Origin of the sequence: Nocardia salmonicida NBRC 13393 (assembly GCF_001613085.1) — a bacterium.
Taxonomy (GTDB): Bacteria; Actinomycetota; Actinomycetes; order Mycobacteriales; family Mycobacteriaceae; genus Nocardia; species Nocardia salmonicida.
In genome coordinates this window covers 343,789-369,442 of sequence record NZ_BDBR01000008.1, presented here as the reverse complement: position 1 = coordinate 369,442, position 25,654 = coordinate 343,789, and the positions used below count along the sequence as shown (strand labels likewise).

The 25,654-nt window shown below is 67.7% G+C and carries 26 protein-coding genes; 10 read left to right on the top strand and 16 right to left on the bottom strand.

Annotation, left to right across the window (positions count from 1 at the left end):
• Window positions 1-64 precede the first annotated feature (64 nt).
• The 4 genes from prcA to dop form a co-directional block, all read right to left on the bottom strand.
• Window positions 65-838: a proteasome subunit alpha gene (gene prcA / locus NS1_RS09535; protein ID WP_062983403.1), complete on the bottom strand. Its 774-nt coding sequence runs from the start codon at window positions 836-838 to the stop codon at window positions 65-67.
• Entirely contained in the window at window positions 835-1,680 is an 846-nt protein-coding gene (gene prcB / locus NS1_RS09530) for a proteasome subunit beta (RefSeq protein ID WP_062983401.1), read from the bottom strand. The genes prcA and prcB overlap by 4 nt, the downstream gene beginning before the upstream one ends.
• Entirely contained in the window at window positions 1,677-1,871 is a 195-nt protein-coding gene (locus tag NS1_RS09525; RefSeq protein ID WP_019047503.1) for a ubiquitin-like protein Pup, read from the bottom strand. The genes prcB and NS1_RS09525 overlap by 4 nt, the downstream gene beginning before the upstream one ends.
• Before the next feature lie 119 nt (window positions 1,872-1,990).
• Window positions 1,991-3,490, bottom strand: a complete 1,500-nt coding sequence (gene dop / locus NS1_RS09520; RefSeq protein ID WP_062983399.1) for a depupylase/deamidase Dop — start codon at window positions 3,488-3,490, stop codon at window positions 1,991-1,993.
• 149 nt (window positions 3,491-3,639) lie between these two features.
• On the opposite strand from dop, the gene NS1_RS09515 reads away from it, so the two are divergent.
• Complete coding sequence (locus NS1_RS09515) at window positions 3,640-4,821, top strand: DUF418 domain-containing protein (RefSeq protein WP_084503615.1); 1,182 nt, start codon at window positions 3,640-3,642, stop codon at window positions 4,819-4,821.
• A gap of 1 nt (window position 4,822) precedes the next feature.
• On the opposite strand, the gene NS1_RS09510 is transcribed toward NS1_RS09515, so the two are convergent.
• Window positions 4,823-5,548, bottom strand: a complete 726-nt coding sequence (locus NS1_RS09510) for a TetR/AcrR family transcriptional regulator (protein WP_062983397.1) — start codon at window positions 5,546-5,548, stop codon at window positions 4,823-4,825.
• A gap of 111 nt (window positions 5,549-5,659) precedes the next feature.
• Here NS1_RS09510 and NS1_RS09505 point away from each other — a divergent pair, with 111 nt between their 5' ends.
• The 5 genes from NS1_RS09505 (at window position 5,660) to NS1_RS09485 (ending at window position 9,462) form a co-directional block, all read left to right on the top strand.
• On the top strand, window positions 5,660-6,553 hold the full coding sequence (locus tag NS1_RS09505; RefSeq protein ID WP_062983395.1) for an AurF N-oxygenase family protein: 894 nt from the start codon (window positions 5,660-5,662) through the stop codon (window positions 6,551-6,553).
• Window positions 6,550-7,554, top strand: coding sequence for a DUF4873 domain-containing protein (locus NS1_RS41560; RefSeq protein WP_255284476.1), 1,005 nt, complete (start codon window positions 6,550-6,552; stop codon window positions 7,552-7,554). The genes NS1_RS09505 and NS1_RS41560 overlap by 4 nt, the downstream gene beginning before the upstream one ends.
• A 38-nt stretch (window positions 7,555-7,592) precedes the next feature.
• Window positions 7,593-7,892 carry a DUF6412 domain-containing protein gene (locus NS1_RS09495; protein WP_062983563.1) on the top strand — a complete coding sequence of 100 codons (300 nt, stop codon included), beginning with the start codon at window positions 7,593-7,595 and terminating at the stop codon, window positions 7,890-7,892.
• Between the two features lie 94 nt (window positions 7,893-7,986).
• Window positions 7,987-8,871, top strand: coding sequence for a membrane protein insertase YidC (yidC, locus tag NS1_RS09490; RefSeq protein ID WP_062983393.1), 885 nt, complete (start codon window positions 7,987-7,989; stop codon window positions 8,869-8,871).
• Between the two features lie 39 nt (window positions 8,872-8,910).
• Window positions 8,911-9,462, top strand: coding sequence for an NUDIX hydrolase (locus NS1_RS09485; protein ID WP_062983391.1), 552 nt, complete (start codon window positions 8,911-8,913; stop codon window positions 9,460-9,462).
• Window positions 9,463-9,518: 56 nt separating this feature from the next.
• On the opposite strand, the gene NS1_RS09480 is transcribed toward NS1_RS09485, so the two are convergent.
• Window positions 9,519-9,887, bottom strand: a complete 369-nt coding sequence (locus tag NS1_RS09480) for an arsenate reductase family protein (protein ID WP_056809900.1) — start codon at window positions 9,885-9,887, stop codon at window positions 9,519-9,521.
• Between the two features lie 58 nt (window positions 9,888-9,945).
• Between NS1_RS09480 and NS1_RS09475 the strand changes: the two genes are divergently transcribed.
• A complete protein-coding gene (locus NS1_RS09475) occupies window positions 9,946-10,449 on the top strand; it encodes a PNPOx family protein (RefSeq protein ID WP_157125141.1) in 504 nt (167 codons plus the stop codon).
• A 13-nt stretch (window positions 10,450-10,462) separates the two neighbouring features.
• Here the strand turns inward: NS1_RS09475 and NS1_RS09470 are convergent, their stop codons facing one another.
• The 7 genes from NS1_RS09470 to NS1_RS09440 form a co-directional block, all read right to left on the bottom strand.
• Window positions 10,463-11,605, bottom strand: a complete 1,143-nt coding sequence (locus NS1_RS09470; protein ID WP_062983389.1) for an ABC transporter substrate-binding protein — start codon at window positions 11,603-11,605, stop codon at window positions 10,463-10,465.
• A gap of 13 nt (window positions 11,606-11,618) precedes the next feature.
• Window positions 11,619-12,383, bottom strand: a complete 765-nt coding sequence (locus NS1_RS09465; RefSeq protein WP_062983387.1) for an ABC transporter permease — start codon at window positions 12,381-12,383, stop codon at window positions 11,619-11,621.
• A complete protein-coding gene (locus NS1_RS09460; RefSeq protein WP_084503612.1) occupies window positions 12,380-13,225 on the bottom strand; it encodes an ABC transporter ATP-binding protein in 846 nt (281 codons plus the stop codon). Before NS1_RS09460 ends, NS1_RS09465 begins: the two co-directional genes overlap by 4 nt.
• Complete coding sequence (locus NS1_RS09455) at window positions 13,225-14,166, bottom strand: ABC transporter permease (RefSeq protein ID WP_255284475.1); 942 nt, start codon at window positions 14,164-14,166, stop codon at window positions 13,225-13,227. Before NS1_RS09455 ends, NS1_RS09460 begins: the two co-directional genes overlap by 1 nt.
• A gap of 79 nt (window positions 14,167-14,245) precedes the next feature.
• A complete protein-coding gene (locus NS1_RS09450) occupies window positions 14,246-15,289 on the bottom strand; it encodes a TIGR03842 family LLM class F420-dependent oxidoreductase (protein ID WP_056809910.1) in 1,044 nt (347 codons plus the stop codon).
• Between the two features lie 28 nt (window positions 15,290-15,317).
• Window positions 15,318-16,736 (bottom strand): dihydropyrimidinase, encoded by a 1,419-nt coding sequence (gene hydA, locus NS1_RS09445; RefSeq protein ID WP_062983383.1) that lies wholly within the window; start codon window positions 16,734-16,736, stop codon window positions 15,318-15,320.
• Window positions 16,736-17,575, bottom strand: coding sequence for a nitrilase-related carbon-nitrogen hydrolase (locus NS1_RS09440; RefSeq protein ID WP_062983381.1), 840 nt, complete (start codon window positions 17,573-17,575; stop codon window positions 16,736-16,738). Before NS1_RS09440 ends, hydA begins: the two co-directional genes overlap by 1 nt.
• 122 nt (window positions 17,576-17,697) lie before the next feature.
• On the opposite strand from NS1_RS09440, the gene NS1_RS09435 reads away from it, so the two are divergent.
• Window positions 17,698-19,092 (top strand): aminotransferase-like domain-containing protein, encoded by a 1,395-nt coding sequence (locus NS1_RS09435; protein WP_062983558.1) that lies wholly within the window; start codon window positions 17,698-17,700, stop codon window positions 19,090-19,092.
• A gap of 14 nt (window positions 19,093-19,106) precedes the next feature.
• Here NS1_RS09435 and NS1_RS09430 read toward each other — a convergent pair whose 3' ends face one another.
• A complete protein-coding gene (locus NS1_RS09430) occupies window positions 19,107-20,612 on the bottom strand; it encodes an ArnT family glycosyltransferase (RefSeq protein ID WP_062983380.1) in 1,506 nt (501 codons plus the stop codon).
• The gene (locus tag NS1_RS09425; RefSeq protein WP_062983379.1) at window positions 20,609-21,247 is read right to left on the bottom strand and encodes a TetR/AcrR family transcriptional regulator; all 639 of its coding nucleotides are present in this window, start codon (window positions 21,245-21,247) and stop codon (window positions 20,609-20,611) included. The genes NS1_RS09430 and NS1_RS09425 overlap by 4 nt, the downstream gene beginning before the upstream one ends.
• A 234-nt stretch (window positions 21,248-21,481) precedes the next feature.
• Here NS1_RS09425 and NS1_RS09420 point away from each other — a divergent pair, with 234 nt between their 5' ends.
• Both NS1_RS09420 and NS1_RS09415 read left to right on the top strand, forming a co-directional pair.
• Window positions 21,482-22,603, top strand: coding sequence for a methyltransferase (locus tag NS1_RS09420; protein ID WP_062983378.1), 1,122 nt, complete (start codon window positions 21,482-21,484; stop codon window positions 22,601-22,603).
• Window positions 22,604-22,768: 165 nt separating this feature from the next.
• Window positions 22,769-23,449 carry a peptidylprolyl isomerase gene (locus tag NS1_RS09415; RefSeq protein ID WP_062983377.1) on the top strand — a complete coding sequence of 227 codons (681 nt, stop codon included), beginning with the start codon at window positions 22,769-22,771 and terminating at the stop codon, window positions 23,447-23,449.
• Window positions 23,450-23,743: 294 nt separating this feature from the next.
• Here the strand turns inward: NS1_RS09415 and arc are convergent, their stop codons facing one another.
• Entirely contained in the window at window positions 23,744-25,504 is a 1,761-nt protein-coding gene (gene arc, locus NS1_RS09410) for a proteasome ATPase (protein WP_056809924.1), read from the bottom strand.
• Window positions 25,505-25,654 lie beyond the last annotated feature (150 nt).

Below are 25,654 nucleotides of genomic sequence, written 5' to 3'. Positions count from 1 at the left end.
ACACGACGAGATCGGGCCTGCGAACCGGAGTGATTCGCAGGCCCGATCATGATCGTGACGTGGGTTATTTCCCCGCGTCGTCGTCGGGTTCTGGCAGCTTCGCCTCTTTCACCGGCTTGGGCTTGGACTTGGACGCGGCGAGCGCCGCCTCCAAGGCCGGGCCCTGCAGCCTACGGAACGCCCGCCGCGGCCGCTGCTGCTCGAGCGTGGCCACCTCGAGGGAGGCCTCACCGAGCGGACGCTTGTCCTTGTCGGCTTCGGGCTGACCGGCCAGCAGTGCGCCGATCGCCACCTTCAACGCGTCGTCCAGGGACAGACCCGGCTTGTAGGTGGCTTTGAGCTGGGTCAGGATCGGCTCGGTGGTGCCGCCCATGACGACGTACTCGCGCTCGTCGACGATGGACCCGTCGAAGGTGATCCGGTACAGCACCGAGGTCGGCGACTGTTCGGGATACCCGACCTCGGCGACGCAGATCTCCACCTCGTAGGGCTTGAGCTGATCGGTGAAGATCGACCCGAGGGTCTGCGCGTACAGGTTGGCCAGCCCACGCCCGGTGACATCGCGCCGGTCGTACTGGTAACCCTTGAGGTCGGCCTGCAGGATGCCGCCGCGGCGCAGGGCCTCGAACTCGTTGTACTTTCCGACCGCGGAGAATCCGATGCGGTCGTAGAGCTCGCTGACCTTGTGCAACGTCGCCGAGGGGTTCTCGGCGACGAACAGCACGCCGTCGGCGTAGACCAGCACGATCACGCTGCGACCGCGACCGATGCCCTTACGGGCGAGCTCGGTCTTGTCGCGCATGATCTGCTCGGCCGAGGCGTAATACGGCAGCGTCATCGGACGGCGCCCCCTTCTTCCGCGGCTTCCCGGTCGGCGATCACACCGCGGGCGATCTCGGCGAGACGATCCTCACCGATCTCGTCCGCACCGTCGGCGTCGATCACCACCGCTGTCGGGAAGATCCCGCGCAGCATGTCGGGACCACCGGTGGCGGTGTCGTCGTCGGCGGCGTCGAACAGCGATTCCACCGCGATCCGCAGGGCCCGATCCTGATCGATGCCGCGCTGGTAGAGCTTCTTCAGCGACGACTTCGCGAACATCGAACCCGAGCCGACGGCGGTGTAGCCGAATCGCTCCTCGCTGCGCCCGCCGACCACGTCGTAGGACACGATGCGACCGGACCGGTCCGGGTCGAGGATCTGGTCGTCGAAACCGACCAGCAGCGGTATCGCGGCCAAACCCTGCATCGCGGCAGGCAGATTGTCGCGAACCATCTTCGACAGCTTGTTGGCTTTACCGTCGAAGGTGAGCGGCACGCCTTCGATCTTCTCGTAGTACTCCAGCTCCACCGCGAACAGCCGAACCATCTCGATCGCGATACCCGCGGTGCCCGCGATGCCCGCCGCCGAGAAGGTGTCGGTGATGTACACCTTCTCGGTGTCGCGGCTGGCGAGCAGGTTGCCCATGGTCGCCCTGCGGTCGCCCGCGATCAGCACGCCGCCACGGTAGGTGACCGCGACGATGGTGGTGCCGTGCGGCGCCAGGTCCTTCGTCGCGGTCAGATCCGAGGCCGGAAACCTGTTGGCGGGCAACAGGTCCGGAGCGTGCATGCGGAGATGTTCGGTGAACGAGGAGAGAGCCCGCCCCGCGTGGAGGCGCAAGGGGTCACCTGGGGTCACTGGCCGCCCTTCTGCACATATGCCCGCACGAAGTCTTCGGCGTTCTCTTCGAGCACGTCATCGATTTCATCGAGCAAGTCGTCGGTTTCCTCCGCGAGCTTTTCGCGGCGTTCCTGCCCTGCCGCGTCGACGCCCTCGGGGCCCTCGTCCTCGTCGCCACCCCCGGCGCGCTTGGTCTGCTCTTGTGCCATGGCAGCCGACCTCCTCTTCCTCATCACGATGATCGTGTGTGTCCCACAACCCTACCGAGCCGATCCGACAAGGTGGTCGATAGCGATCGTATTGTCGCGCGGTCGTGCCCCGCAACGCGTCAGTGGGTAAGCTGCTCGACCAGTTCCGCGGCGGTGCGCGAGGCGTCGAGCAGCTTTCCTACGTGCGCTTTCGTGCCCCGGCGGGGTTCCAGCGTCGGAATCCGCACCAGCGAATCACCGCCGAGATCGAAGATCACCGAATCCCAACTGGCGGCGGCGATATCGGCGCCGAATCGGCGTAGACACTCACCGCGGAAGTAGGCGCGGGTGTCGGTGGGCGGATTGGTCATCGCGTCGAGCACCTGCTGCTCGCTGACGAGCCGCTTCATCGACCCGCGCGCGACCAGCCGGTTGTAGAGCCCCTTGTCCAGGCGCACATCGGAGTACTGCAGATCCATCAGGTGCAGCTTCGGCGCGGCCCAGCCCAGCCCTTCCCTGGTGCGCATGCCCTCGAGCAGGCGAAGTTTGGCCGGCCAGTCGAGCAGGTGCGCGGCCTCCATCGGATCGCGCTCGAGCAGGTCGAGGACCATCGCCCAGTTGTCGAGGATGTCGAGCACGCGCGGGTCGTCGTTGCCTTCGCGGTGGACGAACTTGGCGGCCCGCTCGTGGTAGAGCCGTTGCAGCGCAAGGCCGGTCAGATCACGGCCGTCGGCGAGGGCGACGGTGGCGCGCAGCGTCGGGTCGTGACTGATCTGGTGCACGGCGGTGACCGGGCGGGCCAGCTGGAACTCCGAGAGGTCCTCGCCGCCCTCGATCATGTCGAGCACCAGCGCGGTGGTGCCGACCTTGAGGTAGGTCGACATCTCGGCGAGGTTGGCGTCGCCGATGATCACGTGCAGTCGCCGGTACTTGTCGGCGTCGGCGTGCGGCTCGTCGCGGGTGTTGATGATGCCGCGCTTGAGCGTGGTCTCGAGGCCGACCTCGACCTCGATGTAATCGGCGCGCTGGGACAGCTGGAAACCGGCGTGGTCGCCGGACTGGCCGATGCCGACCCGGCCCGCGCCACAGATCACCTGGCGGGAGACGAAGAACGGCGTCAGGCCCGCGATGATGTGGCTGAACGGGGTGTCGCGGCTCATCAGGTAGTTCTCGTGGGTGCCGTAGGAAGCGCCCTTGCCGTCGACGTTGTTCTTGTACAGCTGCAGCCGGGGCGCGCCTGGCACGCTCGAGGCATGCCGGGCGGCCGCCTCCATCACCCGCTCGCCCGCTTTGTCCCAGATGACCGCGTCGAGCGGATCCACGACCTCGGGTGCGGAGTACTCCGGGTGGGCGTGGTCGACGTAGAGCCGGGCGCCGTTGGTGAGGATCATGTTCGCCGCGCCGACCTCGTCGGCGTCGATGATCGGGGCGGGCCCGCTCATCCGGCTCAGATCGAATCCACGCGCGTCACGCAGCGGGGATTCCACCTCGTAGTCCCACCGGGTTCGCTTGGCTCGCGGCAATCCCGCGGCGGCGGCGTAGGCGAGAACGGCCTGCGTGGAGGTGAGGATCGGGTTGGCCGTCGGCTCCGTGGGGGTCGAGATGCCGTATTCGACCTCGATTCCGATGATGCGCTGCATGCAGACGAGCCTAGGCGACGGGCCCGACCCGCACCCGCATCTCCGCCCAGCGGGGCCGTGGGAGGCCGGGAACGTCCCCCAAGAGGGGGACCATGGAATCGTCCTCGTGAGCGATCCGCAGGGCCGGTGGTCGCGCTGATACTCGGTGCATGACCGACGCCGTCGCACCCGCCACCGAAGCGCCCGCCGCCCCCGGGCCCGCTCGCATGATCGCGCTGGATGTGCTGCGCGGCATCGCGATCCTGGGCACTCTCGGTACCAATATCTGGATCTTCACCGATTCGGCGGGCATGGTCGGCTACCTCGACGAGCTCGGCGCGACCCCCGAAAACGCCTGGATGTGGTCCGAACGGGTGCTCCAGCAGCTCGCGCAGGGCAAATTCCTCGGCCTGCTCACGGTGATGTTCGGGATCGGGCTCGCCATCCAGCAGGGGTCGGCGCAACGCGGCGGGCGACCGTGGCCCGGCAAATACCCTTACCGCGCGGGACTGCTGTTCCTCGACGGCCTGCTGAACTTTCTGTTCGTGGCAGAGTTCGACGTACTGATGGGCTACGCGCTGACCGGCCTGGTGGTCGCGTACATCCTCGCGACAAGCGAACGAGCACAACGCCGTTGGCTGATCATCGCCGCCTCGGTCCACGTGACGATGTTGACGTTGTTCGCAGCCGCCTTGACCTTCGCGTCACAACAGGAGAGCGCCGACTCCGCACCACTCGACCCGAATCCCTATGCGGACGGCTCCTTCTGGGATCTGGTGCTGTTCCGTATCGACCACGTCCTGATCTTCCGGCTCGAGACGATCTTCGTGTTCCCGATGTCGATCGCGCTGTTCCTGGTCGGCGCGCGGCTGTTCCGCGCGGGCGTCTTCCGGCCGGAGGGTGCGCGAATTCGCCGCGGGCTCATGGTGATCGGGTTCGGGATCGCCGCGCCGCTGGACCTGGGGGTCGGCATCCTGGGCGGTGGCGACTTCATCTTCTTCACGCGGTACGGGACGGCGCCGTTCGTCGCCCTCGCGATCTTGGCGGCGGTAGCCGAGTTCTACCTGCGCAGGCCCCGCGTCGGATTCGCGGGCACCCGCTTGAGCGAGGTCGGCCGCACCGCCCTCAGCTGCTACATCCTGCAGAACCTGATCGCCGGAATGCTGTGCTACGGCTGGGGTTTCGGCCTGGCGGCGCGGGTATCCGACTCGGCGAGAGTGCCGTTCACCGTGGCGATCTACCTGTTCGTCGCCACCGCGATCATCACCTTCGCCCACCTGTGGTTGCGCCGATTCGAGCGCGGACCCGTGGAGTGGCTGTGGAATCGAACCTATCGCGCGCTGACCGGTTGAGTCAGCGCAGGCGCTCGCCGGGCGGCGGGGCCGCGTCCGGCGCGATGAGCAGGTCGGCGATGAGCGAATCCCGTTGCAGCGGAACACCGAGACTGCGCGCATTGCCCTCGAACAGCGACAGCACCGACTCGGTCAGAATGCCCTGCACCTGCTCGGTGGTGAGGACCGGCTCCGATTCCGCGCGCCAACTCGCCACCACGCCGTCGACGAGCCCGACCATGCCGAATGCCATCGGCCGACCGCGCGCCGGGTCGATGCCGAACCGGGCCAGAGTGGCCGCGAAGATGTCGGCGAGCTGTCCGCCCACCGCGCGGCCCGCGCCGCTCAGACTCGGCGCGCCCTGCGGTGCCGCGTCGCCGAGGAAGCGGTGCAGATTCGGGTGGCGTTCGATCCAGCCGAGATAGGTGCCGATGGCGCCGCGAACGGCTTCTTTGAGCGTGCCCTCGGACTGCAGGGCGGGCAGCAGCTCCGCGAGCAGCAGTTCCAGGATCCGCTGCCGCGACAGCGCGTCGAGTTCGGCCCGGCCACCGACATGGCGGTAGACCACCGGTCGAGGCAGTGCGAGATGTTCGGCGATCAACTGCACCGAGATCTCGAGACCGTGTTCCTCGATCACCTCGATGGCGGCGTCGATCATCTCCGCGCGGCGGCGCTCTTTGTGGCCGTGCCAGCGGGTGGCGCGACCGTCGGCGGCGGTCTGCTCGGCGTGCGCGGATGGTGCAGTCACAGTGCCAACGATACCCGTGCGGATATTGACCGTGACATGGCGTTCCACTAACCTTGGTGATACACGCTGTAACACCTAGCGTGGCACGTTCCGCCGAGAGTGAGCCCCGCGATGCCCCACGCTACCGCCTCCCCGCGCGATTCCTTCGCCCAGCGCCTGCTGATCGGCTCGGTGCGAAAATCCTATGACCCGGTGGTCGATATCGACTGGGCCGAACCTCTCGACCCGGCGAAGCTGTTCCTGCCCCCGCGCGTCATCTCGCTCTACGGCACCGATCTGTGGGACGCGATGACACCTGACCAGCAGCGCGAGCTCTCCCGCCAGGAACTGGCCAATGTGCTCTCGGTCGGCATCTGGTTCGAGAACCTGCTCAATCGACTGCTGCTGCGCGAACTGCTCCGCGGCGACCCCACCTCCGCGACCTCGCACTACACGCTCACCGAGATGGCCGACGAGTGCAGGCACATGATGATGTTCGGCAAGCTCATCGAGCGCATCGAAGCCCGCCCGTACTGGCCGCGTCCGGCGGCGCGGCTCGCGATCACCGCACTGCCCGCCGTGCTGCACGGCCCGATGGTGTGGGTGGCGGCGCTGGTCGGTGAGGAGATCTTCGACGCGCTGCAGCGGCGGATGCTCGACGATCCGCAGTTGCAGCCGATCGTCGCGCGAGCCATGCGCGTCCACGTCACCGAGGAAGCCCGCCACATCGGCTTCGCCAGGGACGCGCTGGCTCGGCGAGTGCCCGCGATGTCGGCGGGAGAGCGGGCCTATATCCGCTTGTGCGTGGCGGTGGCCGGACCGCTGTTCGTCTCGCTGGTCACCAACCGGCATCTGTACATTCGCGCCGGACTCGACGGTCGACAGGCACGCAGAGCCGCACTGGGTAATCCGAGAGCGCGGGAATCCAGGGCGGCCGGGGCGGCGGAACTGGTGACGTTCCTGGGACAGCACGGGCTGATCGGATCGGTCGGACGTAGGCGGTGGCGGGCGGTGGGTCTGCTGTGAGCGTCGCTGTCATCGGCACCGAATCCGCGGCGATCGTGCGCGCGCTGCGGGCGGCAGGTATCGCCGAAGTGAGTGTCTACGAACCTGTTTCAGCGGGTGGTCCGTCGCGACCTCCGGTCGGCGGACAGCGCCGGACGCCGTGGACGTCACGGCACAGGTGGCCGTCTCGCGAGGATCGGCCGGTCCCCCGGCGCCTGGTCGATGTCAACGAACTCGTTTTCGACGAGAACGAGGACCACTGGCTGATCCACCTGGTCGGGGACGAGCCCGCCCACGCGAGGGTGGTGATCCTGACCGCCGACGCCACCGGACGACTCCGCACCGACTCCGCCCCTGAGACCGCAGACCGTCCCGTCGGCGCCCAGTCCGAGGGGGTCCGACTGCCGGTCACGGGACGCGAGGCCCGCACACTCGACGCGGCGTGGTCGCCCGCTCCGGTCACCTTTCGCGACATCGCGACCCATGGCTTTCCGAACCTGTTCTTCGCCGGCGGTACCGAACCCGCCGTCCAGGAACCGCTGGCCGCCCAGTCGGATCGAGTCGATCTCATCGCCACCTGGGTCCGCGCTCTTCAGCGGCAATCGGGCACCCGGATCGAAGTGCGGGCCAGCACCCAGCACGAATACCACCGTCGGCTCGACCCGACACCGAGCATGCGTCGCCATGGCCGCCCGAAACCCCACCATTTCGACATCACCGTCGCCGCCGACCGGCATCCGGATCACGACTACGCCGGACCGGCCGTCCTCGATCTGCCCGGAGCCGAATACTCCGTCCTCGCCACCCTCACCGGTCACCTCGACCCGATCGACGGCCGCTACCACTGGTACGGCCGCCTGGATCCCACCGAGACCGCCACCCTGCCCGAACCGACGCGCGCATCCGCCTTCCTCGTCCTGCCCGGCCGCGAACCCGCGGCGGCGCACCTCACCGAACGCGACCCGTGGGGCAATCTCCGCGTCACCGGCATCGGCACCCCGCCCTTCGCGCTCGAGGCATAGCAGCGACCCTCGCGCCATCCGTCGGTATGCTCGGTGACATGCAGGCACGGGCGATGGTGATGGCGTACGCGGTTCTCGCGTGCGTGCTGCCCGCCTTCGTGCTCATCTCCACGCCCGGCGGTGAGGCCACGCGCATGCTCGCGTTCGGCGCTGTCGCCGCCGCGATGGTGTGCGCGCTGGTCGCGGTCACCGGCCGCAGTCGGCTACCTGTTCGGGTCGCGTGCGCGGGCCCGCCGCGGTCGGCACAGCGCCGGTTGCGCGGTTCCTTTCTGCGCCAGAGCAATCCGGATGCCGCCGGTCGTCCACGTCTACGAGCACCGGGGATCGATCACCACTGACAGGTGCCGCGCCGTCGGCGCCGCCTGTCGGATTTCGTGATCCCACTCCCCTTTTCGTGCGTTCGCGCACGCTTCACGGACAGGTCGTCCCGTCATGCTCGATGTCGTCTATTTTCCCGTGTCCGCGGTCCTGTGGTGCTGGCACCAGCTCTTCGCGATTCCGCTCGGCCCGGCCAGTGGTCTCGCGTGGTTACTCGCCGTGGTCGCGCTGGTCGTCACCGTCCGCGCGCTACTCGTGCGCACCGCGCTCCGGCAAGCCCGGTCCCAGCAAGTCCTGCGTTCCGTCCAACCGCAGATGGACGCCATCCGCCGCACCCATCGCGACGACCCGCGCGCCCAAGCCGAGAAGATCCGGTTGCTCCATCGCGAACACGGCGTCAGCATGTTCGCCGGATTCGTCCCGCTGATCGCCCAGGGACTGGTCTTCCTCGGCCTGTTCCACGTGTTGCGCTCGTTCGATCGGACCGGCACCTACGCGGTCGGCCCGTTCAGTTCGACGGACAGCCCGCTTCCGGTCGAGGTCAACAGAGCCACCGCGAACTACCTGTTCGGCGCACCCGAGGTCCGCGCGTTCCTCGATGCCAGGCTGTTCGGCGCACCACTGTCGGCGACCCTCAGCGGTGCGGGTGAGGTTTTCGTCGCGGTGGCCGTCCTCGCCGTCCCGCTGGTGCTGATCGCCGCCCTCGCCACGCACTTCACGGCCCGGCTCACCCCGGCGGTCGGGGACAACAGCACGGCCGCGATCATGCGCAACCTGTCGCTGTGGGTGTTCCCGGCGGGTGCGCTGATCGGCGGTGCCATCCTGCCGGTCGTCGTGCTCACCTATTTCGCCACCAACGCCCTGTGGACCTGCGGCCAGCAGTATCTGATCCGGCGCACCCTCGCCGCCGAGGAATCCGCGAACAAGGCGCTGGTCACCGCGGCGGCCCGCGCCGCCGCGCCGCGACCGGGGGTGAAGCCACAGCGCCGGAAACGGTGAATCGCGGGATGGACACTCGCGGCGGTTACCCTCGGGCGGGTGTCAGCGAATCCGGAGGCCGAACTGCTCGCCGTCTACGATGCCGAGGGGCTGGTGATCGGCGAGGCCGATCGAGGCACCGTCTACCGCGAGGGACTCTGGCACGCCAGCGCGGGCGTGCTGGTCCGGTCTGCCGACGGCGACCGGGTGTATGTCCATCGGCGGACCGACACCAAACTCGTCTTCGCCGGCATGCACGACTGCCTCGCGGGCGGCGTGGTCGACGCGGGCGAGCACCCGTCCGACACCGCGATCCGCGAACTGCGCGAGGAACTGGGCATCGTTGTCCCCGCGGGCACGGTACTTCCGTTGCGCGCCACCGCGTCCTGGGACGGCGAGTGGGCGGGCCGCGCACTGCGCTGCCACCTGTTCGCGTACGAGTACCGCTACGACGGTCCGATCGTCCACCAGCCGTCCGAGATCGTGGACGGCTGGTGGTGGACCGATGCCGAACTGCGTGCGCACCTGCGTGATCCGGCGTGGCCCTTCGTTCCCGACACGCGAGTCGTCCTGGACGGCCTGCTCACCGGAGGCGACGGCCCCCGCCACTGACTCGGTAGACGACCACAGACCGAGCCCGCCGAACGGCAGGCCACCGGTCGCCGAGATCAGTCCAGCGTGCGCAGGGATTCCTCGTCGCGAGCCACCACCGCGCCACCGTCGGCGGTGAGCACGATCGGGCGCTGGATCAGCTTCGGATGCTGGGCCAGTGCGGTCAGCCACTGCTCCCGATCCGCCTCGGCGCGACCCCATTGCGCCATCCCGAGATCCTTGGCGATCTGCTCGCCGGTGCGCGTGATGTCCCACGGCTCGGCGCCGAGGCGCGCCAGCACCGCCCGCAACTCCTCGACCGTCGGCGGATCGTCGAGATAGCGGCGCACGGTGTACTCCACCCCGGCCGCGTCGAGGTGCGCGGTGGCATTGCGGCTCTTCGTGCAGCGCGGGTTGTGCCAGATCTCGGTCTGCCCAGATGTCATATCGGCAGCGTAGTCACGTGCCGTGCGGGCGCGGCCGCACGTGGCGATACTGGAAACCATGAGCGACACCGCATCCCCCGAGAACCCTTACGGCACACCGACGACCACCGGTCCTGAACCTCTCCGCTCCTATCAGAACAAGCTCAATACCCTCATCCGCAGCCTGCTGAAGGTGCCGGTACTGTCCGGCGTCGTCGGCAAGCGGCTGGCCACCCTGCACGTGGTCGGCCGCAAATCCGGGGCCGTCTACGACGTCCCGATCGCCTACACCGTGCACGACGGCGCCTTGCTGATCGGCACCGCGCTGCGCCCCTGGGTGAAGAATCTGCGGGGCGGCATACAAGTGCGGCTGTCGCGTGGCGGCGCGCCCGAAACCTTCACCGCCACTGTCTACACCGACGAGAGCGACGTCATCGAACTGTTCGCGGTGATCGCGCGCGACAACAAGCAGAACGCGAAATTCAACGGCATCGGCTATCTCGCCGACGGCGAACCGTCCAAGGCCGACATCTACCAGACCTGGCAGCAGGGTGGCGTGGTCATCGGACTGACCCCGCAGTGAGCGCGCAGCGCGGCTACTTACCGCCCTCGGTCGGGGTGACCTGAGCAGGCTGGTAACTCGCGCCGGTGACGTCGACGCCCGCGGCTTTCAACTGGTCGAGAGCCTTGGTGACGTACTCGGTGGAATAGGCGTCGGCGTCGGGGTCCTTGGTGAGAACCGTTGCGCCCTCGGCATTCTTGGTGTTCTTCGCGATCGAGACCGTGCGATCCCACGCGGTCTTGTCGATGGCGCCGATGCCCGCGGGTGCGGGCCAGATCAGCTTGTTCACCTCGTTGATCTGCCACTGCTGGTGTCCCGCGCCGAGCGTGGCGCCCGCGGCGACGGTGATGTCGCGACACTTGTCGAGGTTGTCACGGCAGAACGCCCAACCCTTCAGCGAGGCGACCAGGAACTTGACCGTCTGATCCTGGTACTCGCTGTCCCTCAGCTTCTCGGTGTTGGCCCACAGGGCGTCCTGCAGCATGGCTACACCCTCGTCGTTCCAGTCGATGGTGGTGAAATCGTCTGCGGTGTAGAGCTTTCCGGTGGCCGGGTTCTCGGTTTCGAGCAGCTGGGCGTACTCGTTGTAGGACATGGCCTGGGCGGCGGCGATGTCCTTGGCGAGGAAGGCGTTCATGTCGAACTGCTGCTGGACCAGTTTCACATCCTCGGCCGGATCGATGCCTGCCTTGGTCATCCCGGCGAAGAGCTCGAATTCGTTGCCGTAGCCCCAGTTTCCGACGGTCTTGCCGCGCAGCGCGGCGGGCCCGGCGATATTCTCGGACTTGAACGAGACCTGTTTGGTGCCCGATTTCTGGAAGACCTGCGCGATCTGGGTGATCCCGGCGCCCGCTTCCCGCGAGGCGAGGGCTTTGGGCACCCAGGCGACCGCGTAGTCGGCCTGACCCTGGGCCAGCACCGTCTGCGGGACGATGTCGGTGCCGCCGTCGAGGATCTCGACCGACAGGCCCTGTTCCTTGTAGAACCCCTGGTCGACGGCGGCCAGGTAGCCGGCGAACTGCCCCTGCTTGAACCATTGCAGCTGCAAGGTCACCTTGGTGAGGCCGTCGGCGGTGGTTTCGGAACCACTGTCGGTGGTACTGCAGCCGGTCAGCGCGGCGGCGGCCACGGCGGCCAGCGCCACCGCGGTACGCAACCGGAGTGCGGTCTTGCTCATGGACGGATCTCCCTCATCGGATCGTGGACAGCAGTGGGGTTCGGGGTCGGCGGGTGAGGTGTTCGAGCAGCAGGACGGCGGCCAGGAACACGAGGCCGACGCACATCGCACCGACGACGTAGGCCCACGCCCGCGGATAGGCGGTGTTGGCGGCGGCGGAGGTGATCCGGCTACCGAGCCCGTTCTGCAGGCCGCCGAAGTATTCGGCGATGATGGCCGCGATGACCGCGCCGGGCGCGGCGATCCGCAAACCCGTGAACAGGTGCGGCAGCGCGGCGGGCACCCGCACGGTGCGGGTGATCTGCCAGCCCGACGCGGCGTAGGAGCTCATCAGGTCGGCCTGCACCTTCGGCACCTGACGCAGCCCGCGCGCGGTGCTGACGAAGACCGGGAAGAACACCACGATGGTGACGACGAGCCGTCGCGGTGTCTCGGTGGTCGTGGAGTACATCGAGTTCAGCAGGGGTGCCAGCGCCACGATCGGCACCGCGGCGGCGGCTGCGGCCAACGGCGTGAGCAGCCCGTCGATCAGCTGGAAGCGCACCGCGAGGACGGCGGCGGCCAGGCCGAGGATCGTGCCCGCGACGAACCCGATCAGCGCGTTCGTGCCGGTGGCCAGAGAGGCATCCAGGATGCGGCCCGCGTTCTCGGCGAACTGTGCGGCGATCGCGCTGGGCGCGGGCAACAGGAACGACGGCACGCCCGCCACCACGGTGAGCACCTGCCACAGAGCCAGGACGACAACACCGACTACTAGTGGTGGCAGCCAGGTCTTCATCGCAGATCCTGTCCAACGACGGTCGTGTCGCCGCGCAGTGCCGCGCGCACCGCGGCGACAGCGGCGAAGAACTCACCGGACGCGCGAACATCGTTGCCCGCCTGTCGATCCCAGCCACCGGTGGACACGATGTCGCTGATCCGGCCTGGTCGTGCGGACAGCACAACCACCCGGTCCGACAGGTACACCGCCTCGGGAATCGAGTGGGTGACGAACACGACGGCGGCGCCGGTCTCCCCCGCGATGCGCAGCAGCTCGCCCTGCATGTGCTCTCTGGTCATCTCGTCGAGCGCGCCGAACGGTTCGTCCATCAGCAGCAGCGACGGTTTGCGGGCCAGCGCGCGGGCGATGGCGACGCGCTGCTGCATGCCGCCGGACAGTTCGGCCGGGTACCGGTCGGCGAATTCGCTGAGCCCGGCCATGGCGAGCAGTTCGGCACTGCGTGCCTTGCGTTGCGCTTTGACTACCCGGTGCAGTTCGAGGGGAAGTTCGACATTGGCTGCGACAGTGCGCCATTCCAGCAGGCCGGCCTGTTGGAACGCGATGCCGTAGTCCTGGTCGATCCGGGCCTGCCGCGCGGACTTGCCGTGCACGGTGACAGCGCCGCTGCTCGGCGTCTCGAGGTCGGCGATGATCCGCAGCAGGGTGGACTTACCGCAGCCCGAAGGCCCGATGAGCGAGACGAATTCGCCCGCCGTGACAGTGAGCGAGACATCGGACAGTGCTGTCACGGCACCCGCCGCGAAGGTCTTGCCGAGATCTGTCAGTTCGACCGCGGCAGCGACCGGCGACACCGGAGAGCCGGGATCGGAGCCCGAGGTAGTCATGGGTGCTTCACTCATCAGTCCTCGCTCGATGTGCTGGTGCCGGGCGGGTGGCTGTAGCGGCGCAGCGCCAGCTCCACCAGTCCGACCAGGGCGGTGAGGACGACGCCGAGCAGCGCGGCGGCCAGGACAGCGGCGTAGAGCCGGGCCGCATCGCCGGTGGCCTGCTGGGAGAACACGATGATCTGGCGCCCGATCCCGCCCGCGGTACCGGTCGAGATCTCGGCGACGACCGCGCCGATCACCGCCGCCGCGGCGGCCAGCCGTAGCGCCGGAATCAACGAGGGAACCGAGGCGGGAAACCGCAAGCGCGTCAACGTCGCCCACCAACCGGCCGAGCAGCTGCGCATCAATTCGACCGAAGCCGCCGACGGCGTCTGCAGCCCGCGCAGCATCCCGATAACGATCGGGAAGAAGGCGAGGTAGGCCGCGATCACCACGATGCTCATCCACGGCCGCCACGGCTCACCGCCGATGGACAGTTTGCCGCCCCATGCCACCACCAACGGCGCGAGCGCGATCAGCGGAACCGTCTGCGAGAGCACCACATACGGCAGCAGGCCGCGCTCGAGCCAGCCGAACCGCTGCATCGCGACCGCCAGTGCCACACCTACCACAGCACCGAGCAACAGCGCCAGCAACGACAGACCCAGCGTGAAAATCGCTGTGCGCAACAGTGTTTCGCCGACGGTGCCCTTGCCGTCCGGGTCGCCGAGCACGGTGAACACCGCCCAGACGTGGGGGAGCGCGCCGTCGCTGGTGCGAGGGAGTACGCGGGTGCCCGCGATGCTCACGCCGTCGGCGGGCACCAGCATCTTCACCAGCTCCCAGATCACCGCCACGAGGACGAACGCGCTCACCGCGTAGACCGCGCGCAGCAACCGGGTCCGACCAGGTGTGGATGCTCGGATCTTTTGTGGGACAACAGCTTTCGCCGGATCGATGGTCGCCGCGCTCACCGACGCACTCCCCCCGGCCATCGTCCGGCGATACCGTGCGCGCCGGTGTTCGACGCCCACACCGGCGTGCGATCGGCGATCACGACAGACCGGCCGCTTCTATCGCGGTGACCTGCTGATTCAGCCGCGGCAGCACCTGCTCGCCATAGGCCTCGAGCGTCGACGTTTTGGCGTCGTGCTGCAGATACACCGCGAATTGGCCGACGCCGAGCTTCTCGAGCTCCCACAACCGGGCGAGCTGCTCGTCGGGGGTCCCGATCAGGCAGAACCGGTCCACGATCTCGTCGGGTACGAATGCGGCCTGGGTATTGCCCGCGCGCCCGTGCTGGTTGTAGTCGTAGCCCTGCCTGCCCGCGATGTAGTCGGTCAGCGCCGCCGGAACATCGCCGCCCGTACCGTATTTCGCGACGATGTCGGCGACGTGGTTGCCGACCATGCCGCCGAACCAGCGACACTGGTCGCGGGCGTGTTCCAGTCCGGCCTGCGATCCATCGGTGACATAGGCGGGCGCGGCGACACAGATCTTCACCGACAGTGGATCTCGGCCTGCCGCCGCCGCCGCGGCACGCACCTTGCCGATGGTCCATGCGGTGATGTCGGGGTCGGCGAGTTGCAGGATGAACCCGTCGGCGACCTGACCGGTGAGCGCGAGGGCCTTCGGTCCGTATCCGGCCACCCACACCTCGAGCCGCGAATCGGCGGCCCACGGGAACCGCACCTCGAGGTCACCGACGCGGGCGCTGCGGCCGTTGCCGAGTTCCCTGATCACCTCGACCGATTCACGCAGGGTGGCCAACGTCGTCGGCTTGTCGCCGAGCGTGCGGACCGCCGAGTCGCCGCGCCCGATGCCGCAGATCGTGCGGTTGCCGTACATCTCGTTGAGCGTGGCGAAGACGGACGCGGTCACCGTCTGGTCCCGGGTGGCCGGATTGGTGACCATGGGACCGACGATCACCTTGCGGGTGGCGGCCAGGATCTGGCTGTAGATCACGTAGGGCTCCTGCCAGAGCAGGTGCGAGTCGAAGGTCCACACATGCGAGAACCCGTGAGTCTCGGCCACTCTGGCCAGTTCGATCACCCGCGACGAGGGTGGTGTGCACTGCAGGACGACTCCGATGTCCATCGGCACTCTCCGTTTCGGCAGTTGGTTTCTACAGAAGGTTCTGCGACAGGCCGCGACGGACGAACCGGCCGTGCCCGGCGCGACCGTGATAGGCGCCGTCGTCGACGATCACCCGGCCGCGGGACAGGACCGTGTCGACGTGTCCGTCGATCTCGAAGCCCTCCCACGCGGAGTGATCCATGTTCATGTGGTGGGTCTTGCCGAGCCCGATGCTGGTGTGACCGTGGGGGTCGTAGATCACCACATCGGCGTCGGCACCCGGGCTGATCACGCCCTTGCGGGGATACATGCCGAACATCCGGGCCGGGTTGGTGCAGCAGACCTCCACCCACCGTTCGAGCGAGATCCGCCCGTCCTTGACGCCCTGGAACAGCAGATCCATCCGGTGCTCGACCCCGCCGATCCCGTTCGGGATCTTGCTGAAATCGCCCACGCCGAGCTCTTTCTGGTCCTTCATGCAGAACGGGCAGTGGTCGGTGCTCACCGCGGTGACGTCACCGGTGCGGATGAACCGCCACAGCTCGTCCTGATGCCCCTCGGCGCGCGAGCGCAACGGCGTGGAGCAGACCCATTTGGCGCCCTCGAAACCCGGTGCGCCCAACTGTTCTTCGAGCGAGAGGTACAGGTACTGCGGACAGGTCTCGGCGAAGACGTTCTGGCCCTTGTCGCGCGCCGTCACGATCTGTTCCATCGCCTGCTTGGCCGATACGTGCACCACATACAGCGGGGCGCCGGTCAACTGCGCCAGCATGATCGCGCGATGGGTGGCTTCCTCTTCCATCTGCCACGGGCGGCTGGTGCCGTGGAAGTAGGGCGAGGTGTTCCCGCGGGCGAGAGCCTGTTCGACGAGAACGTCGATGGCGATGCCGTTCTCCGCGTGCATCATCATCAGCGCACCGAGGTCACCCGCGGTCTGCATGGCGCGCAGGATCTGGCCGTCGTCGGAGTAGAAGACGCCCGGGTAGGCCATGAACAGTTTGAAGCTGGTGACGCCTTCGTCGACGAGTTCGCTCATCCCTTTGAGGGATTCGTCGTTGACATCGCCGATGATCTGATGGAACCCGTAGTCGATCGCGCACTGTCCGGCGGCCTTGCCGTGCCATTCGGCGAGGGTGTCCTGCACCCGCTGGCCCGGTTTCTGCACGGCGAAGTCGACGATCGTGGTGGTGCCGCCCCAGGCCGCGGCCCTCGTCCCGGTTTCGAAGGTGTCGCTGGCCTCGGTGCCGCCGAACGGCAGCTGCATGTGCGTGTGCCCGTCGACGCCACCGGGGATCACGTACTTGCCGGTCGCGTCGATCACCGTCTCGGCGTCGGCCGCCGGATCGACGCCGAGCGCGGTCGAACCCGGTTGCAGGACAGCGACAATCGTCTCGTCTTCGATCAGCACGTCGAGCAGCTGGGACCCGGTGGCGCTCACCACCGTCCCGCCGTGGATGAAAGTGCGCATCAGGGGTTCACCAATGGTCCGTAGGCATCGGGGCGACGATCGCGATAGAACGCCCATCTCTCGCGAACGATCTTGATCAGATCCATATCGAGATCACGAACAACCAATTCCGGCGAAGTATCGGAGGCGACCTCGCCGACGAACTTCCCCTCGGGGTCGACGAAATAGCTCGTCCCGTAGAAGTCGTTGTCGCCGTATTCGCTCTCGATACCGACACGGTTGATCGCGCCGACGTAATACTCGTTGGCCACCGCCGACGCGGGCTGCTCGAGTTTCCACAGATAACTGGAAAGCCCTCGCGACGTCGCCGACGGATTGAACACGATTTCCGCGCCCGCGAGGCCGAGCGCCCGCCAGCCCTCCGGGAAATGGCGGTCGTAACAGATATAGACGCCGACCTTGCCGACCGCGGTGTCGAACACCGGCCACCCGAGGTTGCCCGGGCGGAAGTAGAACTTCTCCCAGAAGCCGGTCACCTGCGGTATGTGGTGTTTGCGGTATTTGCCCAGATAGGAACCATCGGCGTCGATCACCACCGCGGTGTTGTAGAGCAGCCCGTCCATCTCGCGCTCGTACACCGGCGCCACGATCACCAAGTTCAATTCGGCGGCCAGGGCGGCGATTCGATCGGTGGTCGGGCCCGGTACCGATTCGGCGTATTCGTAGAATTTGGCGTCCTGTAGCTGGCAGAAATACGGGCCGTAGAACAACTCCTGGAAGCAGATCACCTGCGCCCCCTGTGCCGCCGCCTCCCTGGCGTAGTCCTCGTGAACTTTGACCATTGATTCTTTGTCACCAGTCCAGCTGGTCTGGACGAGCGCCGCTCTGACGATTCCCATGCTTTGTTATACTGCACCTTCAACTGATTCTGTTGTGTTACAAGTCCGCGGAAACAGTTTCGGTGCCGTAAACGTTGGCGGTGCGCCCCGGATCGGCCGCGCGCGACCCGCAGAATGAGTCGATGACCGAAGCCTCGCCGACCGCACTGCCCGCGGACTTCGCCGGGGACCTCGACGAGCGAACGGCCGCCGGAATCGCCGCCGCCCTCGGCCGCCGCATCCGCTCCGGCGCGCTCGCACCGGGCACCCGCCTGCCCACCGTGCGTGCGGTGGCGCGCGAACTCCGGGTCTCCCCCGCCACCGTCAGTCAGGCGTGGCGGGCGCTGGCCGCGACCGGCGCGATCACCGCGCGCGGTCGGGCGGGCACCTTCGTCGGGGAGAAGCGGGAGACGCCGATCGGCCGGTATCAGCGCCTGCACTCGCCCTCCGACAGGGCCTTTCGTATCGACCTGTCGCGTGGCACCCCTGATCCGGCGCTGCTGCCCGACCTCGCCGCCGCGTTGCGCGCGCTCTCGCGCGATACCGCGCCGGGCGACCTGTCGGCCCACTATCTCGGCGAGGCGGTGCTGCCTGTGCTCGCCGACACGCTGCGCGCGGACTGGCCGTGGCCGTGCGAACGGCTGACCGTCTTCGACGGCGCCCTCGATGCCGTGGACCGACTGCTCGCCGCCCACGTGCGTTTCGGCGATCCGGTAATCGTCGAGGACCCGTGTTTCCCGCCGTTCCTCGATCTGCTCGCCCGCCTCGGCGCGCGCCCGGTCGCGGTCCGTCTCGACGAATCCGGTTTCCGGCCAGAGGAATTCGCCCGCGCCTTCGACGGCCCCGCACCGCGCGCGGTGATCCTGCAGCCGCGCGCCAACAACCCGACCGGCGCCTCCCTCGGCGCCGCCAGAGTGCGCGAGCTGACCGCTCTACTCGGCCCGCAGCAGGCGCTGATCATCGAGGACGACCACTCGGCGGGCATCGCCACCACCACGCTGCGTTCGCTCGCCGCGCACTTCCCCGATCGCGGTGTCTACATCCGCTCCTACTCCAAGTCCCACGGCGCCGATCTGCGGCTGGCCGTCGCGGGCGGGCCCGCGGCACTGCTCGATCCGGTGGTCGAACGCCGGATGCTCGGACCGGGGTGGTCCAGCCGATTACTCCAGCGCGTGCTGTCGACGATGCTCCAGGATCCCGATGCCCGCGCCACCGTCGAGAGTGCGCGACTCGAATACCGCAGGCGCGCTACCGATTTGCGTCGCGCGCTGGCCCGGCACGAGGTGATCGTGGCGGCGGGCGACGGCATCAATGTCTGGCTCCCGGTCTCCGACGAGAACGCCGCCATGATCAGCCTCGCCGCGGCGGGCATCAAGGCCGCGCCCGGCGGACCGTTCGAAGCGGGCGCGCGGCCCGCCACCGACCATCTGCGGCTGACGCTGGGCGGCCTCGACGACACCGACATCGCGTGGCTGGCCGCCGAACTCGCCGCCGCGGCCGCCGCCACCCCGACCTATCGGCGCATTCGCCGATCCTGACCCGTCATCGCGCACTACATCGTGCGGAGGTCGAGCCACAGCTGCGACCAGGGTCGAACCGGTTGTTCGCACCGCCAGATCGTCACGTCACGGGTGGCGCCCTCGTAGCCGAGCCGGGCGTCGGATCGCCCGATCGGCGTCACCGTCCCGAAGCTCTCGCGCAGTTCCTCGAGCTCGCCGCCGACGTAGAGAATCGTCGTCGCCGAGTCCGGCGGTGTGCCCAGGTAGCCGTATCCGCGACTCGGGCTGTACACCGCCGGCCAGCCGTACTGCGGCCGATAGGTGTCGAGAGCCCCTGCCTGCCAATAGGATTCGGCGACGATCACCACACGTGCCCGCTCATCCTCGGGCAGCGACCGGTAGGCGAGATCGGTCGACACGGCCAGGTCGGACCAACCGAACTTGCCGTGCAGCAGTAGATCCACCCCACCGGTACTCGGCGGGATCGAGGATTCCGGCTGCCACGGCAGCGACAACGCCGCGAGGACCACCGACAGCCCGATCACCGGAACCGCGGCGATCCGCTGCCAGGTAGCCCTGGCCTCGACCAGCCCGACAGCCCCGGCCGCCATCGCGACCGGATAGATGCCGACGGCGTAGTACGAGCGCCCGCCGGTCGCCACGAACGCGACCACGAGCAACACGACAACCAGACCGAAGAACCGGTAGGGCCGCAGCGATTCGGCGCGGAACAACCGCACCGTGCCGTAGACCAGCAGGATCGCGCCGAGCAGCCCGGCCGCGAGCAGGGCAAGGGGCACGAAGGCCAACCGGCCACCGATCGCCTCCTGCTCCGCACTCACCACCGCTCCCATCTCGAGCTGCGGCCACCCGTTCGCCGCCTGCCACAGCAGGCTGGGCACCGTCGCGACCGTGGTGATCGCGGCGCCGATCCACAGTGCGGGCCTGCGCAGCAGATCGCGGGGTCCACAGACGAGCACGCTGATCCCGACACAGATCCAGAAGAAGGGAATCAGCCATTTGACCTGCATGTCGATCGCGGTGACGACGCCGGCCATGATCAGCAGCACATCGGCGCGCGTCCGGACCCAGCGCACGAGCAGCCAGGTAATGAGCACCCACAGCGGCCCGTCGATCGCATTGGTGGAGAGCTGGCTGCCCTGCACGAACAGAAACGGTGACGTCGCGTAGGCGGCCGCGCTGATCAGCTGCGCGCCGCGGCCGCCGCCGAACTCCCGCGCGATCGCCGCGGCGAGCACGATGCCCGCCACCGTGACCAGCAGGGCCGGAACGCGCAGCGCCACCAGCGAACCGGGTGCGATCGAATCCATCAGCGCAGCTATCAGCGGCAGTAGCGGACCCTGGTCGGCGTAGCTGACGGCCAGGTGGTGCCCACCCGCCGCGAGAAAGTACAGCTCGTCACCGAAGAAGCCGTACTGCCCGAGCACGGCGAACAACCCGATCGCGGCCACCACCGCGATCGCGCCGACACCGAGCACCGCGAACGGCGGAACCTCGCGTGTCGCATCGGGTTCGGTCGATTCCGCCGTCGTTGTCATCGGTCGTCGTCCTTCCTCGTCACCGCGTCGTACATCCGGATGAGATGCGAGCGGTACCGGCGCACATCGAAATCGGGTTGCCGCACCGCCCGGTTCGCGATGCCGTCGATCGAGTCCCGGATCAGACGCGCGAGCACGGTTGGGTCGAAGTCGCCGAATTCGCCGGCGCGCTGCCCTTCTGCCAGTGCCGAGACCAGCGGCGCGATCATCTCCCGGTCGCCGTCGGGGGTGTCGAAGCGCAGCGAACCGTCCGGGCCGCGCAGGTTGACCACGATGTCGCCGACAGCGGCGACGTAGCTCTTGTTGTCGTCGATGAATTGCAGATTCGACGACAGGTAGGCGTGCAGGGCGGCGCGGTAGCCGTCGGCGATCGCCGCGGTGACGAACGGCGACATGAACTCGGCGCCGGAGACGAACAGCTGCGTCACGACCTGTGACATCAGCTCGTCCTTGCCGTCGAAATGGTAGGAGATCACGCCCTTGGAGATCCCCGCGTGCTCGGCGATCCGGGCCAGGGACGCGTTGTTGTACCCGACCTCGGAGATCACTTCGACGGTGGAGGCGATGATCTGCCGCCGTCGCGCCTCCTCGATGAACGAGCGCTGCTGTCCATCCGGCTTATTTTCTGGCCGCATGGTCAGAATTTAGCACGCACGGCCTGGAGCCGCGCCCTAGATGACGCCAGCCTGGGCCGATACGGCAGAATGAGGGGCTCCTCCCCCGGAAAGGCAGCAGTGGTGACGCTCGACATGGCACTCGGCGACGCAGTCGCGCGCAGTTCGACGCCGTAGCGACCGCCCGAGAATCGGCGTCGCGTCCGACGTCGGCGTAGTCGAGTCACCAGTACCGTCGATCACCGGGAGCAGCCCGTGTCCACCATCGCATGGACCGAAGACCACAGTCAGTACGCCGCCGTCTGGCATTCGGAGAACGGCGCGCCCGCACCGCGCCTCGTCACCACCGCCGACGACCGGCTCTCGGCCGATCACGCTTATCGCCGGATCAAGGCGGGTGAGGCGCTGTTGTGGCAGGGCGATTACAACAATGGTCGTCAACTGTTACAGGCGCTGGGCCGACGCGCCGATCGCAAGCCGGCGAAGAAGCCCGCTACCGGCGATCTCGGCGCGCTCTACGAGCACGAACGGATCAGAAGGCGGACGCGGGCGGGCATTCTCGGCAGTCTCCTGATCCGCCTCGGCCCGGGCTACGACCTCGATCTGCGCCGGGCTCCCGATGTGGCGGCGGCGTGTGCGGCGGCATACGGCCCGGCAGACGCCGAACGCGTGGTCACCTTCACCGAACTACTCGGCGTGGTGAGCGCGTATCGCTGGCAACAGCAGGGTGTCGACGTGCCCGCGCTCGGCGCGCGCGTGTACCCCGGCTACGGCGTATTCTCGCCCACCCGAAGCGAATACGTCGATCTCGTCGCCGACGCCCCACTCGATCCCGAGATCCGCACCGCGTTCGATCTCGGCACCGGCACCGGTGTACTGGCCGCGCTGCTCGCTTCCCGCGGCGTCCCCGAGATCGTGGCCACCGATGTCAACCCGCGGGCGTTGCGGTGCGCGAAGGACAACGCCGAACGGCTCGGCTTCGGCCGGATGATCGCCGTGACCGGGCCCGCCCTGTACCCGCCCGGCCGCGCCGATCTCGTGGTGTGCAATCCGCCCTGGCTGCCCGGCGTGCCGACCTCGGACCTGGAACGTGGTGTCTACGACCAGGATCAGTCGATGCTCACCGAGTTCGCCCGCGACCTGCGCGCGCACCTCACCCCCCACGGCGAGGGCTGGCTGGTGCTGTCCGACCTCGCCGTACTACTCGGCCTGCGCCCGGCCGACCACATTCCGCGCCTGCTCGACGACTCGGGTCTCTATGTGCTCGGAAAACTCACCACGCGTCCGCGTCATCCCCGCGCGACCGATCGCGACGACCCCCTCGCCGCGGCTCGCACCGCCGAGACGACCACGCTGTGGCGATTGCGGGCCCGCTAGCGAACTCCCGGTCGCCCGCCGATCGGCCCGGAAGCACAGAATCCTGTGACGATCACACGACGAGCGGACCGGATCCGGTGGTCTCTCCCCACGCGGGGCGGTGCGGCTGGCAGGATGCGCGGTACATCGTCCGGTAGCACCCGCTCTCGAGGAGATCCCGCCAAGGTGACCAGCATTTCGCAGGACCGACCCTTCATTCGCGCGCTCTTCGGTATCGGCATCGCCGCGGCCGCTCTGGTGGCACTGGCCCCCGCCGCGCAGACCGTACCGAATCATCAGGCCGTGATCCCCGGCTGCGCACCTGCCGCGGCGGGTCAGCCCAACGGCAAACAGTGGCCCACCGAACCGGCGCTCACCATCGACACCGCCGCGAGCCACACCGCCACCCTCGAGACCACCTGCGGCACCGTCACGATCGCGCTCGACGCCGCCGCCGCTCCGCGCACGGTGAACTCGTTCGCCTTCCTCGCGAGCGAGGGCTACTTCGACCACACCCGCTGCCACCGGCTCACCACCCAGGGCATCTTCGTGCTCCAGTGCGGCGACCCCACCGCCACCGGCATGGGCGGGCCCGGCTACAAGTTCAGCGACGAGAACCTCGCGGGCGCGGTCTACCCGGCGGGGACCGTCGCGATGGCCAACGCGGGCCCCGCCACCAACGGCAGCCAGTTCTTCCTGGTCTACCGCGACACCCAGTTGCCTCCGAACTACACGCCCTTCGGCACGATCACCGAGGGCCTGGACGCGCTGACCACTGTCGCGAACGCGGGCGTCGCGGGTGGCGGCGCGGACGGCACCCCCGTGGCCGACGTGGTCTTCAACGCCGTGACCACCACACAGGGCTGATCAACGACCGAGGGCCGCGTCTCCGGGTTCGGGAGACGCGGCCCTCGTCGTGGGGCTGGTCGATCAGCCGGCGCTGATCGAACTGAACAGGTTCTGGATGGTCTGCAGGATGATCTCGGTCAGCAATTCAGCGGCGGAACCGGCCATGTCAACGCTCCTCGTATGTCCTCATCAGGTGAAACGAACAAGTGAAGCGTGCCCTATTCACTTGTTGTCGCGCAGCGTTTCGGCGAAAAAAGTGAACAGAAACGCGAAAACCGCGCCCCACTGGGACGCGGCCTTCGCAGATCGTGACTACAGGTACTGACCCGTGTTGGACTCGGTGTCGATCGCCCGGCTGGCCGAGGCGTTCTTGCCCGTGACGAGCGTGCGGATGTAGACGATCCGCTCGCCCTTCTTGCCCGAGATCCGTGCCCAGTCGTCGGGATTGGTGGTGTTGGGCAGGTCCTCGTTCTCGGCGAACTCGTCGACGATCGAGTCGAACAGGTGCTGGATCCGCAGACCCGGGTTACCCGTGTCGAGCACCGACTTGATCGCGTACTTCTTCGCCCGGTCCACGATGTTCTGGATCATCGCGCCGGAGTTGAAGTCCTTGAAGTACAGGACCTCCTTGTCACCGTTGGCGTAGGTGACCTCCAGGAACCGGTTGTCGTCGCTCTCGGCGTACATCCGCTCGACGACCTTCTCGATCATCGCCTCGACGCACGCCTGCTTGTCGCCGTCGAACTCGCGCAGATCGCTCTCGTGCAGCGGCAGCGTCTCGGTGAGGTACTTCGAGAAGATGTCCTGCGCCGATTCCGCGTCGGGACGCTCGATCTTGATCTTCACATCGAGACGGCCCGGCCGCAGGATCGCGGGGTCGATCATGTCCTCGCGGTTGGACGCGCCGATCACGATGACGTTCTCGAGCCCCTCCACACCGTCGATCTCCGAAAGCAGCTGCGGCACAACGGTGGTCTCCACATCGGAGGAGACACCGGAACCGCGGGTGCGGAAGATCGAGTCCATCTCGTCGAAGAACACGATCACCGGGGTGCCCTCGGAGGCCTTCTCGCGCGCCCGCTGGAAGATGATGCGAATGTGGCGCTCGGTCTCGCCGACGAACTTGTTGAGCAGCTCGGGGCCCTTGATGTTGAGGAAGAACGACTTGGCTTCCTTGGCATCCTGACCACGCGATTCGGCGATCTTCTTGGCGAGGGAGTTGGCCACCGCCTTGGCGATCAGCGTCTTACCGCACCCGGGCGGACCGTAGAGCAGCACACCCTTGGGCGGGCGGAGCGCGTACTCGCGGAACAGATCCTTGTGCAGGAACGGCAGTTCCACCGCGTCGCGGATCTGCTCGATCTGACGGCCGAGACCACCGATGTCGGTGTAGTCGACGTCGGGAACCTCTTCCAGCACAAGGTCTTCGACCTCGGCCTTGGGAACCCGCTCGAACGCGAAGCCCGCTTTGGTATCGACCAGCAGCGAATCACCTGGCCGCAGTTTGCGAATCGGCGAATCGGGGTCGGCCATGTCGTCGTATTCGGCGATCTTGGACAGCGGACCCGACAGCCACACCACCCGCTCTTCGTCGGCGTGGCCGACCACGAGGGCGCGCCTGCCGTCGTCGAGAATCTCACGCAGCGTGCCGATTTCGCCGATGGCGTCGAAATTCCCGGCCTCGACGACGGTGAGCGCCTCGTTGAGGCGCACGGTCTGGCCGTATTCCAGTGCGTCAGCGTCGATGTTGGGCGAGCAGGTCAACCGCATCTTGCGTCCGGAGGTGAAGACGTCGACCGTCTGGTCCTCGTAAGCGTGGATGACGATGCCGTAGCCGCTCGGCGGCTGGCCGAGGCGATCGACTTCTTCCCGCAACGCGATCAGTTGCTGGCGCGCTTCTTTGAGCGTGTCCATCAACTTGCCGTTGCGGATGGTCAGCGAATCGATCCTGGCTTCCAATTCGCGTGCGCGATCCGGCGAATCGGCGAGTTGCCTGCGAAGAGCAGCCGACTCGGCGCGTACCGCCTCGAGCTCTCGCCAGGCCGCCGAATCCGAATTCTCGTTGGGGCTCATGATGCTGCTCCTCCCAGTCCCGGTCTATCAACGCTACCGGGCGCGGTCCGTTCTCGCTTTCCGACATGGTTTCGTCGTGATCACATCTTGTACGGTCGGTACGACATCAACCACACATTTGCACCTGTTAGGCTCCCCTAACACCCCGTA